This is a genomic window from Enterobacter cloacae complex sp. SHL009 (genome assembly GCF_049237205.1).
GTDB lineage: Bacteria > Pseudomonadota > Gammaproteobacteria > Enterobacterales > Enterobacteriaceae > Enterobacter > Enterobacter cloacae_M.
Window position 1 is genome coordinate 414,723 of sequence record NZ_JBMKIW010000001.1, and the last position, 14,936, is coordinate 429,658.

Sequence of the window (14,936 nt, forward strand, 5' to 3'; positions counted from 1 at the left end):
AAACGCCCTGCTCAGCAGGGCGTTTTTTTATTTCTGATTTACATCGACTGCTGGTCGACGTCGTGATGCCGGGTGACATCGGTCGGCATGCCTGACCGGGCTTCCATCGCTCGCTCCATCACCACGCTGTTGGTATTCGCATTCGTTTTAAAGCTTACCATCGCGGCATTCAGGTTAATGGGCAGCGTCTGCGGATCGTCGCCAATGTTTTTCGATAACGGCTGATGAATCTCAACCAGCCGCACGCCGCCGGGCTCCTCTGAAACCTTAATCGGCGTATTGATAATATTCACTTTGGTTCCAGGCGTAACGACGTTAAACAGCGTTTTGATATCGTCATCGCGCAGACGAATACAGCCGGAGCTGACGCGCATGCCGATGCCAAAGTCTGCATTCGTTCCGTGCAGCAGGTAGACGCCGCCGTATGCCGCGAGGCGTATCGCGTGATGCCCCATCGGGTTATCCGGACCAGCCGGCACCACGGCAGGAAGATCGATCCCCTGGGCCTTATAGCGGGCACGAATGTTGGCCGTCGGGGTCCAGGTTGGATTCGCGCGTTTATCCGAGACGGTGGTGACCATCGTCGGCGTCAGGGTGTCGCCGCCCAGCTGACCAATACCGATAGGGTAGACGGTGACTTCATTTTTACCCGGCGGATAATAGTACAGACGCAGTTCGGCCAGGTTTATCACCATCCCCTCGCGCGGGGCGTCCGGCAGGATAGTCTGTAACGGGATGGTCAGTACGCTGCCCGCGCGCGGGACGTACGGATCGACGCCGGGGTTCGCCTGCAGCAGGGCCAGAAAACCGACGTTATATTTTTTGGCAATCGCTTCCAGCGAACCACCATTGTTTTCAACCACATGAAAGCGGTTTTCGCCCACGACATTGCTGCCGGGAGGGGGAAGGGGCCAGGTGTTTGCCCGAGCGGGAAGCGCAACCGCGACGGTGGCTGCCAGCGCAAACAGGGTCATCCAGCGAGTAAAACGCGAAGAGGTCATCATTACCATAGTCCATACAAATGATAAGGTTATTGTTTTATAAAGCGTTAATGATAATTATGGCGAATGGGTGTGTCGGGAAGATCGGGTGAAGTGCAAAGAGTTTGTAAATTGTCCCCCCGTAGCGCCGGGCTAACAGGGGAAGGGATCCCCATAAAATAATGCCTGCACGGACGACCCCCTCTCCCTTGAGGGAGAGGGCTGGGGTGTGGGGGAACATACGACTCTGGTGGTCATTCCGTTCACTTTATGTTCCTTAGTACTCTGTAACGACATGACCTGTGAACGTGCCAGGGTGGCTCAGTCGCCACCACCCTGGCGACCCGGGCTCCCGGCGGTAAATCGCCGCTACGCGGTACCTTCGGCTTATTCCTTCCGGCTTTTCGGGGACGGGCGGAGGTAACATCCCTGTAAAGCCCGCCCTCTCGGCGCATCCCTGCGCCTCGCCCCGGCCTGCAGGAAACGCCTCAGCGATTTACAGCCGGACCAGGGTGTCGCTGTAAGCTATTCATTTTCCGGAAGCAACTTTTATCGCTTCTGGTTAATAAACTACATGAAATTCCTCAGTTAAGAGGGGAATGGAGGTCAGGCGATCGCGTTCTCTTCCAGCTGGCGCATAAAGTTACGCACCCAGTCCATACGGGTTTTGCGCTCCGTCAGTTCCTGGGTAAATTTCAGACGGGTTGGACCATCCAGACGGAAATGCTGCGGCTGTTTTTGCAGCAGGCCGATCAGCCACATCGGGTTGACGTGATTCTTCTCGGCGAATTCAATCACGCCGCCTTTTTCATTGCCTTCGAGCTTGCGGATCCCCAGCTTTTGCGCCTGCTGGCGCAGCCTCGCGATATCCAGCAAATTTCTCGCCGGATCGGGCAGCAGGCCAAAGCGGTCAATCAGCTCCACCTTAATCTCTTCCAGCTCGTTCTCCTTCTTCGCGCTGGCTATGCGCTTGTAGAACGACAGTCGGGTATTCACGTCCGGAATAAAATCGTCCGGCAGCAGGGAAGGCATACGCAGCTCGACCTCGGTCTGCTGGCTGGTGAGATCTTCCAGCGACGGCTCGCGTCCGGCCTTCAGGGCATCAACCGCGTTTTCCAGCAGCTCCATATAGAGCGAGAAGCCGATGGTTTCCATGGAGCCGCTCTGGTCTTCACCCAGCAGCTCGCCGGCACCGCGGATCTCGAGGTCGTGCGTGGCCAGCGCAAAGCCTGCGCCGAGGTCTTCCAGCGAGGCGATGGCTTCCAGACGCTTTTGCGCGTCGGTGGTCATCGCTTTCGGATGCGGCGTCAGCAGCCAGGCGTAGGCCTGATGGTGCGAACGCCCGACGCGGCCGCGCAGCTGGTGAAGCTGCGCCAGGCCAAAGTGATCCGCACGCTCAATGATGATGGTGTTTGCCGTCGGAATGTCGATCCCGGTTTCAATGATGGTGGTACACACCAGCACGTTAAAGCGCTGGTGGTGGAAGTCGTTCATTACCCGTTCCAGTTCGCGCTCGCGCATCTGCCCGTGACCGATAGCGATGCGCGCTTCCGGCACCAGCTCCGCCAGCCTGTCCGCCGCTTTCTGGATGTTTTCCACGTCATTATAGAGATAGTAGACCTGACCTCCACGCAGCACCTCACGCAGAATAGCCTCCCGTACCACCAGATTATCGTACTCGCGAACGAAGGTTTTCACCGCCAGACGGCGCGCCGGCGGCGTGGCGATAATCGACAGATCGCGCATGCCGCTCATCGCCATGTTGAGTGTTCGCGGGATTGGCGTTGCGGTCAGGGTCAGGATATCGACGTCGGCGCGCATCGCTTTGATGCGCTCTTTATGACGCACCCCGAAGCGGTGCTCTTCGTCGACGATCAGTAGCCCCAGATCTTTCCACTTCACATCGCTTTGCAGCAGCTTGTGGGTGCCGATCAGAATATCGATTTTGCCTTCGCTTGCCTGTTCGAGGATCTGCGTCTGTTCTTTGGTACTGCGAAAACGCGAGAGCATCTCGATACGTACCGGCCAGTTGGCGAAACGGTCGCGGAAGTTGTCGAAGTGCTGCTGAGCGAGCAGGGTGGTCGGCACCAGCACCGCCACCTGCTTGTTGTTTTCCACCGCAAGGAAGGCGGCGCGCATCGCCACTTCGGTTTTACCGAAGCCGACGTCGCCGCAGACTAAGCGGTCCATAGCCAGCGGGTGGCACATGTCGCTCAGCACGGCGTTGATGGCCTGGGCCTGATCCGGCGTGGTTTCAAACGGGAAGCTGTCGCAGAACAGCTGGTACTGTTCTTTATCATGCTTAAAGGCGAAGCCCTGTTTAGCCGCGCGCTGGGCGTAGATATCCAGCAGCTCGGCCGCCACGTCGCGCACTTTTTCCGCCGCCTTCTGGCGCGCGCGCGCCCAGGCGTCGCCGCCCAGCTTGTGCAGCGGCGCATTCTCTTCGGCGCCGCCCGCGTAGCGGCTGATCAGATGCAGGGAGGAGACCGGGACATACAGTTTGGCGTCGTTAGCATAGGTGAGCATCAGGTATTCCCCTTTTATGCCGCCCGCTTCCAGCGTGGTCATCCCCTGATAGCGCCCAACGCCGTGTTCCAGGTGAACAATCGGCTGGCCCGGGTGCAGCTCGGCCAGGTTACGGATCAGCGTGTCCGGGTTGATGGTCCGACGGCTGTCCTGACGGCGGCGCGCGACGCGCTCACCCAGCAGGTCGCTTTCGCAAATCAGCGCCAGGTTGTTGAGCGTGTCGATGAACCCGTGCTCGGCGGCGCCAATCATCAGATAACGACCGTTTCCGGTCGCTTCGCTCAGGCGCAGGATGCGCTTCGGCGCCACCTTAATGCGTCCCAGCAGTTCACCTAACGCTTCACGGCGGCCTTCACTCTCAACGGAGAACACCACCGGGCCGGTGAAGGACTCCAGGAACTTGCGCAGATTATCCAGCGGGGATTTCTGCTGCGCCTGAACGGCCAGGTCCGGCAGCGTCCGGAAGGCGAGGTTGGTATTGGCGGCCTTATCGGCAAGCGAATCGGTTTTCAGCTGCATGCGCGGCCAGCGCTTCAGCTCGGCGTTGAGCTCGTCAGTGCGCAGCCACAGCGCTTCCGGCGGCAGCAGTGGACGCATTGGGTCAACGCCACGGTTTTCAAAGCGGGCGCGGGTTTCGCTCTCAAAGCGGCTGGCGCTGGCGTCGATATCCCCGGTGTTGACAATCAGCGTATTCGCCGGGAAGTAGCTGAACAGGGCAGGCAGCGGCTCGTTGAAGAACAGCGGCTGCCAGTATTCGATCCCGGCAGGAAGCGTGCCTTTACTGACCTGCTGATAAATATGTTCCGCGTCGCGCTTCACCTCGAACTTATCGCGCCACTGGCTGCGGAACAGTTCAATAGCGGTTTTGTCCGTGGGGAACTCATGCGCGGGCAGTAAATTGATGGACTCCACCTCTTCCAGCGTGCGCTGCGTGTCGGCGTCGAATACGCGCAGGCTGTCGATTTCATCATCAAAAAAATCCAGACGATACGGCTGGTCGCTGCCCATCGGGTAAAGGTCGAGCAGCGCGCCGCGGGTGGCGTATTCCCCGTGCTCCATCACCTGGTCGACGTGGCGATAGCCGGCACCGTCAAGCTGCGCGCGCAGGGCGTCACGGGACAGGCGCTGGCCTTTTTTCATCACCAGCGCGTGACCGTGCAGATAGCTGTGCGGACAGACGCGCTGCATCAGGGTGTTCACCGGCACAATCAGCACGCCGCGCTGCATGGTCGGCAGCTGATAGAGCGTCGACAGGCGCGAGGAGATGATCTCCTGATGCGGAGAGAAGCTGTCATACGGCAGCGTCTCCCAGTCGGCCAGGCTGAACACCAGGCTATCGGTGAACTGGCGAATTTCATCGTGCAGGCGCAGGGCGTTTTGCATATCCGGGGCAACCAGAATCACCGGGCCTGGATGACGCTCGGCGATTTCCGCCACCAGCGTGGCGCACGCCGCGCCCGTGAGTTCACCCAGCTGGCGCTGGTCGCCCGCTTTGACAGGCAAGGAATAACGATAGTGTTCAGGCATGGCTATGTCAGAGTCTCTTATGGATATACCAACAGTATTGGGGCATATCACTGATACGCAATGTCTTTATTATCCTCGATCGTTTTACATAAGCAAATCGTAACCGCACGGCAGGGCTAAACGCCCCCAAAACGGGGGCGGAGAGGGCATTAACGCGTTGAAGGTGACAGGGTCAGCGTAGACGGAGGAGAGAAGAAAACGTCCCCAAAAAGCGCGGTGGAGATCTTACGCACCCCGAGCCCGGCAAGGGTACAGATAAACAGGCTGGCAAACGGATAGACCAGCACCAGGGTGAGCTCTGCCCAGACCGGCCACGAGGCAGCATTCATTTCGCCAATCAGGAACAGGCTAAAGGCCTCAATCAGGATGCGGTGGGTGGTATAAATCGCAATGGTATTTGAGCCAATCACGTTCAGCAGATTGTTCGGGTGAACGGCATAGCGCTGCTCAAGGCTGTAGAACAGCTTCATGATCAGCACAATCGACAGCAATGAGAGCAGCAGCGGAACGTTAGCAAACCACAGCACCACGGAGACGGCGGCGAAAGCCCCGGTTGCCAGCCAGATGCGGCGCAGGTTGACGCTTTTCATCCACGCCATCAGCTCTGCGCCATACCACGCCCCGAGGCTGTAGTAGATCATGTTGCGTACCACGCTGTTCATTCCCCACCACGGCAGCGGCAGGAAGTTAATCGCGATGCTTGCCAGCGCCAGCAGTCCCAGTACCGACAGCTTCCAGCGGCTCAGCAGTTTACACAGCGTGAAGTAGACCACCAGAGCATACAGATACCACAAACTGGTGCTGGCGGTGATCATCCCCAGCACAAAGCCTGAGAACGAGTCGGCGTAGGCCGCGTTCGACGAGGTGGCAAGCTCACGCTCGGGCGCCAGCCAGGCGTTCAGGTGGGTCAACGCCTGCCATTGCAGGACGCCCCACAGCGCCAGGACCCAGACAATGCTCCAGATCCGTTTATCGAGACTGGTTCGCCAGTCCACTTCGTCAATATAACGACGGATCAGGTAGCCGGAGATAAAGAAGAAGACCGGCATACGAAACGGTGCGAGATAGAGGTTAAAATAGACCCAGCATTTGGCGAGAAGGCCGGAGAGCGGGTGTTGTAGCCCGATCAGATGCGGATAAAACGTGATAACCGAATGATAGATAACCACCAGGCAGATACACAGCCCTTTTATCTGGTTAATCCATAATGCTTTTTGCTTCATTGTTCGCCACTACCTTATTGCCATAAACGAACGAGCAATTGTTGTAAAACGACACCAGGATGTAATGGGTAACAGTCTGTATCAGGAGGTTTTTCGGAAAAGGTGGAGGTTGCGAGGTGAGTATTCATACAATAGCACCCTGATTTATCTGAATTTTTCGGAAAAATGATTACCAAAGCTTACTGTTTCAGTCATTTACGCTTAACGGATTCGCTTATATACTCGTGGGTCTGCTATCAGCAAACAGACGGATTTCATGTATCAACCTGTCGCACTCTTCATAGGCTTACGCTACATGCGTGGGCGCGCCGCGGACCGCTTCGGTCGCTTTGTCTCCTGGCTTTCGACTATTGGCATTACGCTTGGCGTGATGGCACTGGTGACGGTGCTTTCCGTCATGAATGGCTTCGAACGCGAGCTGCAAAACAATATCCTGGGGCTGATGCCGCAGGCCGTTCTTTCATCATCCAACGGTTCGGTTAACCCGCAACAGCTGCCGGAAAGCGCGGCGAAGTTACAGGGCGTCACGCGCGTAGCGCCGTTGACGACCGGCGACGTGGTGCTGCAAAGCGCCCGCAGCGTGGCGGTCGGCGTGATGCTGGGTATTGACCCGGCGCAAAACGATCCGCTGACGCCGTATCTGGTTAACGTGAAGCAGTCCGATCTGGAAGCCGGAAAATACAACGTGATTCTGGGTGAACAGCTTGCCGGCCAGCTTGGCGTCAACCGTGGCGATCAGCTGCGCGTGATGGTCCCTTCTGCCAGCCAGTTTACGCCGATGGGGCGCCTGCCAAGCCAGCGCCTGTTCAACGTGATTGGTACCTTTGCCGCCAACAGCGAAGTCGATGGCTACCAGATGCTGGTGAACATTCAGGACGCTTCACGCCTGATGCGCTACCCGGCAGGGAATATTACCGGCTGGCGCCTGTGGCTCGATGCGCCGCTGAAGGTCGATACCCTCAGCCAGCAAAAACTGCCGGACGGCACTAAATGGCAGGACTGGCGCGAGCGTAAAGGCGAACTGTTCCAGGCCGTGCGGATGGAAAAAAACATGATGGGGCTGCTGCTGAGCCTGATCGTGGCCGTGGCCGCATTTAACATCATTACCTCGCTGGGCCTGATGGTGATGGAGAAGCAGGGCGAAGTCGCCATTCTGCAAACCCAGGGGCTCACGCCGCGCCAGATCATGGCGGTGTTTATGGTGCAGGGGGCCAGCGCAGGCATCATCGGCGCGCTGCTCGGCGCCGTGCTGGGGGCCTTGCTTGCCAGCCAGCTTAATAACTTAATGCCGATCATCGGCGCCCTGCTCGACGGCGCGGCGCTGCCGGTGGCTATCGAGCCGCTGCAGGTGGTCGGTATTGCGCTGGCCGCGATGGCCATTGCGCTGCTTTCTACGCTTTATCCTTCCTGGCGCGCTGCCGCCACTCAACCCGCTGAGGCTTTACGTTATGAATAAGATCCTGTTGCAATGCGACAACCTGTCCAAACGCTATCAGGAAGGCACTGTGCAAACCGACGTGCTGCACAATGTGAGTTTTAGCGTGGGCGAAGGCGAGATGATGGCGATTGTTGGCAGCTCCGGCTCGGGCAAAAGTACGCTGCTGCATCTGCTGGGCGGGCTGGATACGCCAACCGAGGGCGACGTGATTTTCTCCGGCCAGCCGATGAGCAAAATGTCCTCCGCGGCGAAGGCCGAGCTGCGCAACCGCGAGCTGGGCTTTATCTACCAGTTCCACCACCTGCTGCCGGATTTCACGGCGCTGGAAAACGTGGCGATGCCGCTGCTGATTGGTAAAAAGAAACCGGCAGAAATTAACGCCCGCGCCAGCGACATGCTGAAAGCGGTAGGCCTGGGCCATCGCGGTAACCATCGTCCCTCTGAGCTTTCCGGCGGCGAGCGCCAGCGCGTGGCGATTGCCCGCGCGCTGGTCAACAACCCGCGCCTGGTGCTGGCGGATGAGCCTACCGGTAACCTGGATGCCCGCAATGCGGACAGTATTTTCCAGCTTCTGGGCGAGCTGAACGCCTCGCAGGGCACCGCGTTTCTGGTCGTAACCCACGATCTGCAGCTGGCAAAACGCATGGGGCGTCAGCTTGAGATGCGCGACGGCCATCTGAACGCGGAACTGACCCTGATGGGAGCAGAGTAATGGCGTCACCGTTATCCTTACTCATCGGTTTACGTTTTAGCCGCGGCCGCCGTCGCGGCGGCATGGTGTCGCTGATCTCCGTCATCTCGACCATCGGTATTGCGCTCGGTGTGGCGGTGCTGATTGTCGGCCTGAGCGCCATGAACGGCTTTGAGCGCGAGCTGAATAACCGCATTCTGGCGGTGGTGCCGCACGGGGAGATCGAGCCGGTTAACCAGCCGTGGACGAACTGGAGCGATGCGCTCGCCAAAGTCGAAAAAGTGCCGGGCATTGCCGCGGCCGCGCCCTATATTAACTTTACCGGGCTGGTGGAGAGCGGGGTCAACCTGCGCGCCATACAGGTGAAAGGGGTCAACCCCGTCCAGGAAGCGCGCCTCAGCGCGCTGCCAAACTATGTGCAGAACGGCGCGTGGGCCAACTTTAAGGCTGGCGAGCAGCAGATCATCATGGGTAAAGGCGTGGCCGATGCCCTGAAGGTGAAGCAGGGCGACTGGGTGTCAATAATGATCCCGAACGCCAGCGCCGACCACAAGCTGCAGCAGCCTAAGCGCGTGCGCCTGCACGTCACCGGTATTCTTCAGCTGAGCGGTCAGCTTGACCATAGTTTTGCGATGGTGCCGATGGAGGATGCGCGCCAGTATCTCGACATGGCTGACAGCGTGACGGGCATTGCCATTAAGGTGAACGACGTCTTTAACGCCAATAAGCTGGTACGCGACGCGGGCAGCGTGACCAATAACTATGTCTACATCAAGAGCTGGATCGGCACTTACGGGTATATGTACCGTGATATCCAGATGATCCGCGCCATCATGTATCTGGCGATGGTGCTGGTGATTGGTGTGGCGTGCTTTAATATCGTCTCGACGCTGGTGATGGCGGTCAAGGACAAGAGCGGCGACATCGCCGTGCTGCGTACGCTGGGGGCGAAAGACGGTCTTATTCGCGCCATCTTCGTCTGGTACGGTTTGCTGGCGGGGCTGTTCGGCAGCCTGTGCGGCGTGGTGATTGGCGTGGTGGTTTCCCTGCAGCTGACCCCGATTATCAACGGGATCGAAAAGCTTATCGGCCACCAGTTCCTGTCGGGTGATATCTACTTTATTGACTTCCTGCCGTCTGAACTGCACTGGCTGGACGTTTTTTATGTGCTGGTTACAGCACTTTTACTGAGTCTGCTGGCAAGCTGGTACCCGGCGCGTCGCGCAAGCCGAATTGATCCGGCGAGGGTATTAAGTGGCCAGTAATTACGTCATGATCTAGCGGCTTTCGGGCCGCCAGGTTAAAGGAGGAATGCGTTATGTATTACGGATTTGATATTGGCGGCACCAAGATTGCGCTCGGCGCGTTTGATAAAGACCTCAAACTGCAGTGGGAAACCCGCGTTCCCACGCCGCGCGAAAGCTACGACGAATTTTTAACCGCGATTGCCGCGCTGGTGTCGCAGGCCGATGAACGCTTTGGCGTCAAAGGCAGCGTCGGCATCGGCATTCCGGGTATGCCCGAAACCGACGACGGCACGCTGTATGCCGCCAACGTGCCTGCCGCCAGCGGTAAACCGCTGCGCGCCGATCTCTCTGCTCTCCTTGAACGCGACGTGCGTTTAGACAATGATGCTAACTGCTTTGCGCTCTCCGAAGCCTGGGACGATGAGTTCCGTCAGTATCCGCTGGTGATGGGGCTGATCCTCGGTACCGGCGTCGGCGGGGGGATCGTCGTCAACGGTAAGCCCATCACCGGTCGCAGCTACATTACCGGCGAGTTTGGCCATATCCGCCTGCCGGTGGATGCTCTCGAGGTGGTGGGGCGTGATTTCCCGCTGACCCGCTGCGGCTGCGGCCAGCACGGCTGCATCGAGAACTACCTTTCCGGCCGCGGGTTTGCATGGCTTTACGAACACTTCTATCATCAGAAACTTGAGGCCCCTCAAATCATTACCCTGTGGGAGCAAGGGGATGCGCAGGCGCGTGAGCACGTCGAGCGCTATCTGGATCTGCTGGCGGTGTGTCTGGGAAATATTCTCACCATCGTCGACCCGGATCTGCTGGTGATCGGGGGAGGGCTGTCAAACTTTACCGCGATTACGGAACGGTTGTCCGGGCGTTTGCCCCGACACTTATTGCCGGTTGCCCGCGTGCCGCGTATCGAACGCGCGCGACACGGGGATGCAGGAGGCATGCGCGGAGCCGCATTCCTTCATCTCACCGATTAGTTTACGAGGTTTCTATGCTGTCGCGTCGCCAGGGTCGACTCAGCCGTTTTCGCAAAAACAAACGCCGCTTGCGTGAGCGCTTGCGCCAGCGGATCTTTTTCAGAGACAGAATGATGCCAGAAGCGATGGATAAACCCAGAGTGGTGGTGCTGACCGGGGCGGGGATCTCCGCCGAGTCAGGAATTCGAACCTTCCGCGCGGCGGACGGGCTGTGGGAAGAGCACCGCGTGGAGGATGTGGCCACGCCGGAAGGCTTTGCCCGCGATCCGGATCTCGTCCAGGCGTTTTACAACGCCCGCCGACGTCAGCTTCAGCAGCCTGACGTTGCGCCGAATGCGGCGCATATGGCGCTGGCGAAGCTGGAAGAGGCGCTGGGCGATCGTTTTCTGCTGGTAACGCAGAATATCGACAACCTGCACGAGCGGGCCGGTAACAAGAACATCATTCACATGCACGGCGAGCTGCTCAAGGTTCGCTGCGCCTGGAGCGGTCAGGTGCTGGACTGGCAAGAGGACGTGCTGCCTGAGGATAAGTGCCACTGCTGCCAGTTCCCGTCGCGCCTGCGTCCGCACGTGGTCTGGTTCGGCGAAATGCCGCTGGGAATGGATGATATCTACAGCGCGCTGGCGATGGCCGACGTATTTATCGCCATCGGCACATCCGGCCATGTTTACCCGGCGGCGGGGTTTGTCCACGAAGCGCGGCTGCACGGCGCGCATACGGTAGAACTCAATCTTGAGCCAAGCCAGGTGGGCAGCGAGTTTGAAGAGAAACACTACGGTCTGGCAAGCACGGTCGTCCCGGAGTTTGTCGACAAGCTGCTGAAAGGGCTGTAACGGCAATCGCGTGAAAAGGCACCCGTCCAGCGGGTGCCTTTTTATTTATGAATGGAAGAACGCCAGCGTCTTCTCGAGCGATTTAGCCTGCTCATCCAGCGAGAGCGCCGCCGCAGAGATCTGCTGAACCAGAGAGGCATTCTGCTGGGTCGTGCTGTCCATCTGGTTAACGGCGGTGCTGACCTGGCTAATCCCGCGATTTTGCTCATCCAGCGCCTGAACGATATCGTTGATGACCAGATGCACATGCGATACCGCTTCAATCACCTGTTTCATCATCACCCCCGTTTCATTGACCAGCTCAACGCCTTTGCTCACGCGCCCTGAGGACTCGGCAATCAGCTGAGAGATCTCTTTTGCCGCGTTAGCGCTTCGCTGGGCAAGATTGCGCACTTCCCCTGCGACGACCGCGAAGCCGCGCCCCTGTTCGCCAGCCCGTGCCGCTTCAACGGCAGCATTCAGCGCCAGGATATTAGTCTGGAAGGCGATGCCATCGACAATGCTGTTAATCTCGCCGATCTTACGCGCGCTCTCGTCAATCTCCCCAATCACCACGACCACGTCGTTCACCAGCGTTTCGCCATGCCCGGCGAGGCTTGCGGCGCGATCGGTCAGCGTGGTCGCCTTGTGGGCGTTGTCGGCGTTATTCTTCACCGTGACCGAAATCTCTTCCATGCTGGCTGCCGTTTCAACAATCGCAGCCGCCTGTTCCTCGGTTCGCGAGGCGAGGTCAAGGTTGCCCGCCGAAATTTCGCTGGTGCCGCCGTGCACGGAGTGGCTGGCTTCGCTGATATTGTCGACGATGCGCTTGAGCTGCATCTGCATGGTGTGCAGGGCATAAAAAATGCTGTGGGTATCTCCGGAACGAACCGGGATGGTGTTGTTCAGATCTCCCCGGGCAACGGCCAGGGCGATCCCGGCGGCCTCCGAAGGTTCGCCCCCAACCGGACGGTCAACTTTACGGGTGAAGATCTGTGCCATGACCAGGCTAACCGCCACGATGCTTAACACCATCATGATGATGGCTTTCAGTAAAAATGCGCGCGCTTCGGCCATCACTTCGCTGACCGGCGTGATAATGGCGAGTTTCCACGGCGTCTGGCTGTTACCGACGGCGATGTCCTGCCAGGTGATGAACACGTCCTCCTTCAGCAGCGGATCGTTTACCCGGGTGACGTCATGACCGGCAATCTGACCGGCGTAAGGCTTGCCCGCCGCGCGTTTGTCCGGGCTGGACACCACGTTATTAGCTGCGGAGAGGAGCAGGGCGTAGCCTGTGCCGTTCCACGGTTTAATCGCGCCGATCGTCGATTGCAGCGTGGCGAGGGAGAAGTCAGAGGTGACCGAACCCAGAAACTGACCGTCGCGCATGATGGGGGCGGCAATCGAGGTGAGCATCACGTCCACGCCGTTGTAGGGATAGATATAGGGCTCGATGATCACATCTTTATGGCGTTGTTTCGGCAGCAGATAATAATCGCCGCTGCCGGGCGTTTCGATGTCCGTCAGCAGGTGTAATGCCGGTTTGCCGGTGGCGTCCCGGTCGACGTAGCGGGCGTAGCGCCCGGCAGGATCTTCACCGCTCTGACCGGCCCAGACGGCATCTTTATCGTCGAACGCGTTAGACTCAAAGGCCATCGACATGGAGAGAAACTGTGGGTGAGCCGAAAGGTAGTGGATGAGCAGCTGGTTCAGGCTCTGGCGTTCGGTCACGCCCGCCTCGCGCAGCGCCAGGGCGCTGTTGCCCATGTCCCGGGCGGCAGTCAGGGCAGAATCCAGCTGTTTGCTGACCTGCAACGCTTGCACCTCGGCAATCTGGCGGATATGTTTTTTGGCCAGAACCTCCTGCTGCGCCATCCACTGCCACATCATAAACCCGATCGTTGCCGTAAAGCCCACCGTTACGGTGAGGAAAATGGACAACAGCATCAACGTCTTGACGCTTATTTTTTTTCTTCGGACCATGGCGTCTTTCATTCTCATCTCCCGTAATATCGTGCATGTCGGGCAGGCACATATTCCTTATCGGATATTTTCTCCTCTTTCTGTAGATCGTCAGGAATATTTAATTTAAATTTTGTTTCGTAAATCCAGTTAATTAGTGTGGATGCTTTTATTTTGTGCATTCAATCAAAATAGTGCTCGATAAAGCTCGTTATCGTCGTGTAGAAAGAGGATGCTAATAAATATAAAGTTGTAGAGGAGGATGGGATATGTACGGATTTATTGCGCGACAACCCATTTTTAACCCTGAGATGAAGACGGTGGCCTACGAGCTGCTGTTCAGAGATGGGATGACAAACCGTTTTCCGGATGTGTCGGCAGAATATGCCACCTCCAGGATGATCTCAGATCAGTTTTTATGCGTGCCGTCCCAGCGCATCGCCGGGGCACATACTTCGTTTATTAATTTCCCGTCGCGAATGGTCATAGACCGCAGTGGAGAAGCGCTGGATAAAGAAAGCGTGGTCATTGAGATCCTGGAAGATGCTGTGCCGGGAGCGGAGCTGTTGCAGGCTGTCAGGGAGATGAGTGCGGATGGTTATCAGTTTGCGCTTGATGATTTCACGCTTGCGCCAGAATGGGATGTTTTTTTACCCTATATTTCAATACTGAAGTTTGACGTCAGGAATTATACCTTAGCGCAAATTAAACAGTATCTGAAAGAGCGTAAACATTTAACCGGGCATATTAAATATCTCGCTGAAAAAATTGAGACTAAAGAGGAATTCAGCGAATACAGGGAAGAGGGATTCTCGCTGTTCCAGGGCTATTTTTTCTGCCGTCCGGAGGTCATTAAATATAAACGGCTATCGCAAAATCAGCTGGCGATTTTTCGGCTGCAAATGGAGGTCGGACGCAATAAACCCGATTTTCGGATCGTCGAGTCGTTGATTAAAACCGATCTCACGCTGTCCTATAAGATTATGCGCTACATGAAGCACACCGCATTTAAACATATCGGTGCCTGTAATTTCAGCAAGTTAACCCTGAGCGAAGTCCTCAGATACCTCGGGGAAAACCAGCTGAGACGGTTTGTTGCGGTCGTGGTCCTCGCCAGTGCGGGCAATGACACCGTCAGCGAGCTTTACCCGCTGAGCATGATGCGCGGCAAGTTCTGCGAACTGATCGCCGAGACGATGAACGAACCGATGCTGGCTGAAAATGCCTTCATGTGCGGCCTGTTTTCTCTGCTCGATACCCTCCTTGAGCTGCCGATGGCCGAGTTGATGAAGCAAATTGCGGTCCCGCAGAGCGTGAGCAATGCCCTGTGCCACCAGGAGGGACGGTTAGCCGATATGGTGAGCCTGTGCCGATACTATGAACAGCAGCAGTGGGACGAGGCGACCCGGGTTCGTCAGGCGCTGGGTCTGTCGGATGAGGATGTGGTTGAGGCGATGAGAAAGGCGACAATCTGGGCAGGGGAGAATGCGGTCAGTTAATCCTCCTCACGCCGTACGGGCGGCGTGAGGAAGAACGCGATA

Annotated in this window: 10 protein-coding genes; 6 read left to right on the forward strand and 4 right to left on the reverse strand. The window is 57.6% G+C overall.

The window, feature by feature from the left end:
- Window positions 1-38 precede the first annotated feature (38 nt).
- From ldtC to ACOTZC_RS02005, 3 genes are all read right to left on the reverse strand, one after another.
- Window positions 39-1,004: a L,D-transpeptidase LdtC gene (ldtC, locus tag ACOTZC_RS01995; RefSeq protein ID WP_045401899.1), complete on the reverse strand. Its 966-nt coding sequence runs from the start codon at window positions 1,002-1,004 to the stop codon at window positions 39-41.
- A 582-nt stretch (window positions 1,005-1,586) separates the two neighbouring features.
- Window positions 1,587-5,033: a transcription-repair coupling factor gene (mfd, locus tag ACOTZC_RS02000; protein ID WP_163353685.1), complete on the reverse strand. Its 3,447-nt coding sequence runs from the start codon at window positions 5,031-5,033 to the stop codon at window positions 1,587-1,589.
- Window positions 5,034-5,182: 149 nt separating this feature from the next.
- A complete protein-coding gene (locus tag ACOTZC_RS02005) occupies window positions 5,183-6,256 on the reverse strand; it encodes an acyltransferase family protein (RefSeq protein ID WP_045401905.1) in 1,074 nt (357 codons plus the stop codon).
- Between the two features lie 256 nt (window positions 6,257-6,512).
- Here ACOTZC_RS02005 and lolC point away from each other — a divergent pair, with 256 nt between their 5' ends.
- Genes lolC through cobB form a run of 5 tightly spaced genes read left to right on the forward strand, consistent with a single transcriptional unit; the run spans window position 6,513 to window position 11,451 of the window.
- A complete protein-coding gene (lolC, locus tag ACOTZC_RS02010) occupies window positions 6,513-7,712 on the forward strand; it encodes a lipoprotein-releasing ABC transporter permease subunit LolC (RefSeq protein WP_032657987.1) in 1,200 nt (399 codons plus the stop codon).
- The gene (gene lolD / locus ACOTZC_RS02015) at window positions 7,705-8,406 is read left to right on the forward strand and encodes a lipoprotein-releasing ABC transporter ATP-binding protein LolD (protein ID WP_010429765.1); all 702 of its coding nucleotides are present in this window, start codon (window positions 7,705-7,707) and stop codon (window positions 8,404-8,406) included. The genes lolC and lolD overlap by 8 nt, the downstream gene beginning before the upstream one ends.
- Window positions 8,406-9,650, forward strand: coding sequence for a lipoprotein-releasing ABC transporter permease subunit LolE (gene lolE, locus ACOTZC_RS02020; RefSeq protein ID WP_045401911.1), 1,245 nt, complete (start codon window positions 8,406-8,408; stop codon window positions 9,648-9,650). The genes lolD and lolE overlap by 1 nt, the downstream gene beginning before the upstream one ends.
- Before the next feature lie 53 nt (window positions 9,651-9,703).
- Window positions 9,704-10,615 carry an N-acetylglucosamine kinase gene (gene nagK / locus ACOTZC_RS02025; protein ID WP_047174450.1) on the forward strand — a complete coding sequence of 304 codons (912 nt, stop codon included), beginning with the start codon at window positions 9,704-9,706 and terminating at the stop codon, window positions 10,613-10,615.
- A 14-nt stretch (window positions 10,616-10,629) separates the two neighbouring features.
- The gene (gene cobB, locus ACOTZC_RS02030) at window positions 10,630-11,451 is read left to right on the forward strand and encodes a Sir2 family NAD+-dependent deacetylase (RefSeq protein ID WP_047174451.1); all 822 of its coding nucleotides are present in this window, start codon (window positions 10,630-10,632) and stop codon (window positions 11,449-11,451) included.
- Window positions 11,452-11,496: 45 nt separating this feature from the next.
- Here cobB and ACOTZC_RS02035 read toward each other — a convergent pair whose 3' ends face one another.
- A complete protein-coding gene (locus tag ACOTZC_RS02035; RefSeq protein WP_163353687.1) occupies window positions 11,497-13,428 on the reverse strand; it encodes a methyl-accepting chemotaxis protein in 1,932 nt (643 codons plus the stop codon).
- A gap of 236 nt (window positions 13,429-13,664) precedes the next feature.
- On the opposite strand from ACOTZC_RS02035, the gene ACOTZC_RS02040 reads away from it, so the two are divergent.
- Window positions 13,665-14,894 (forward strand): EAL and HDOD domain-containing protein, encoded by a 1,230-nt coding sequence (locus ACOTZC_RS02040; protein ID WP_047174453.1) that lies wholly within the window; start codon window positions 13,665-13,667, stop codon window positions 14,892-14,894.
- The last annotated feature ends 42 nt before the right edge of the window (window positions 14,895-14,936 follow it).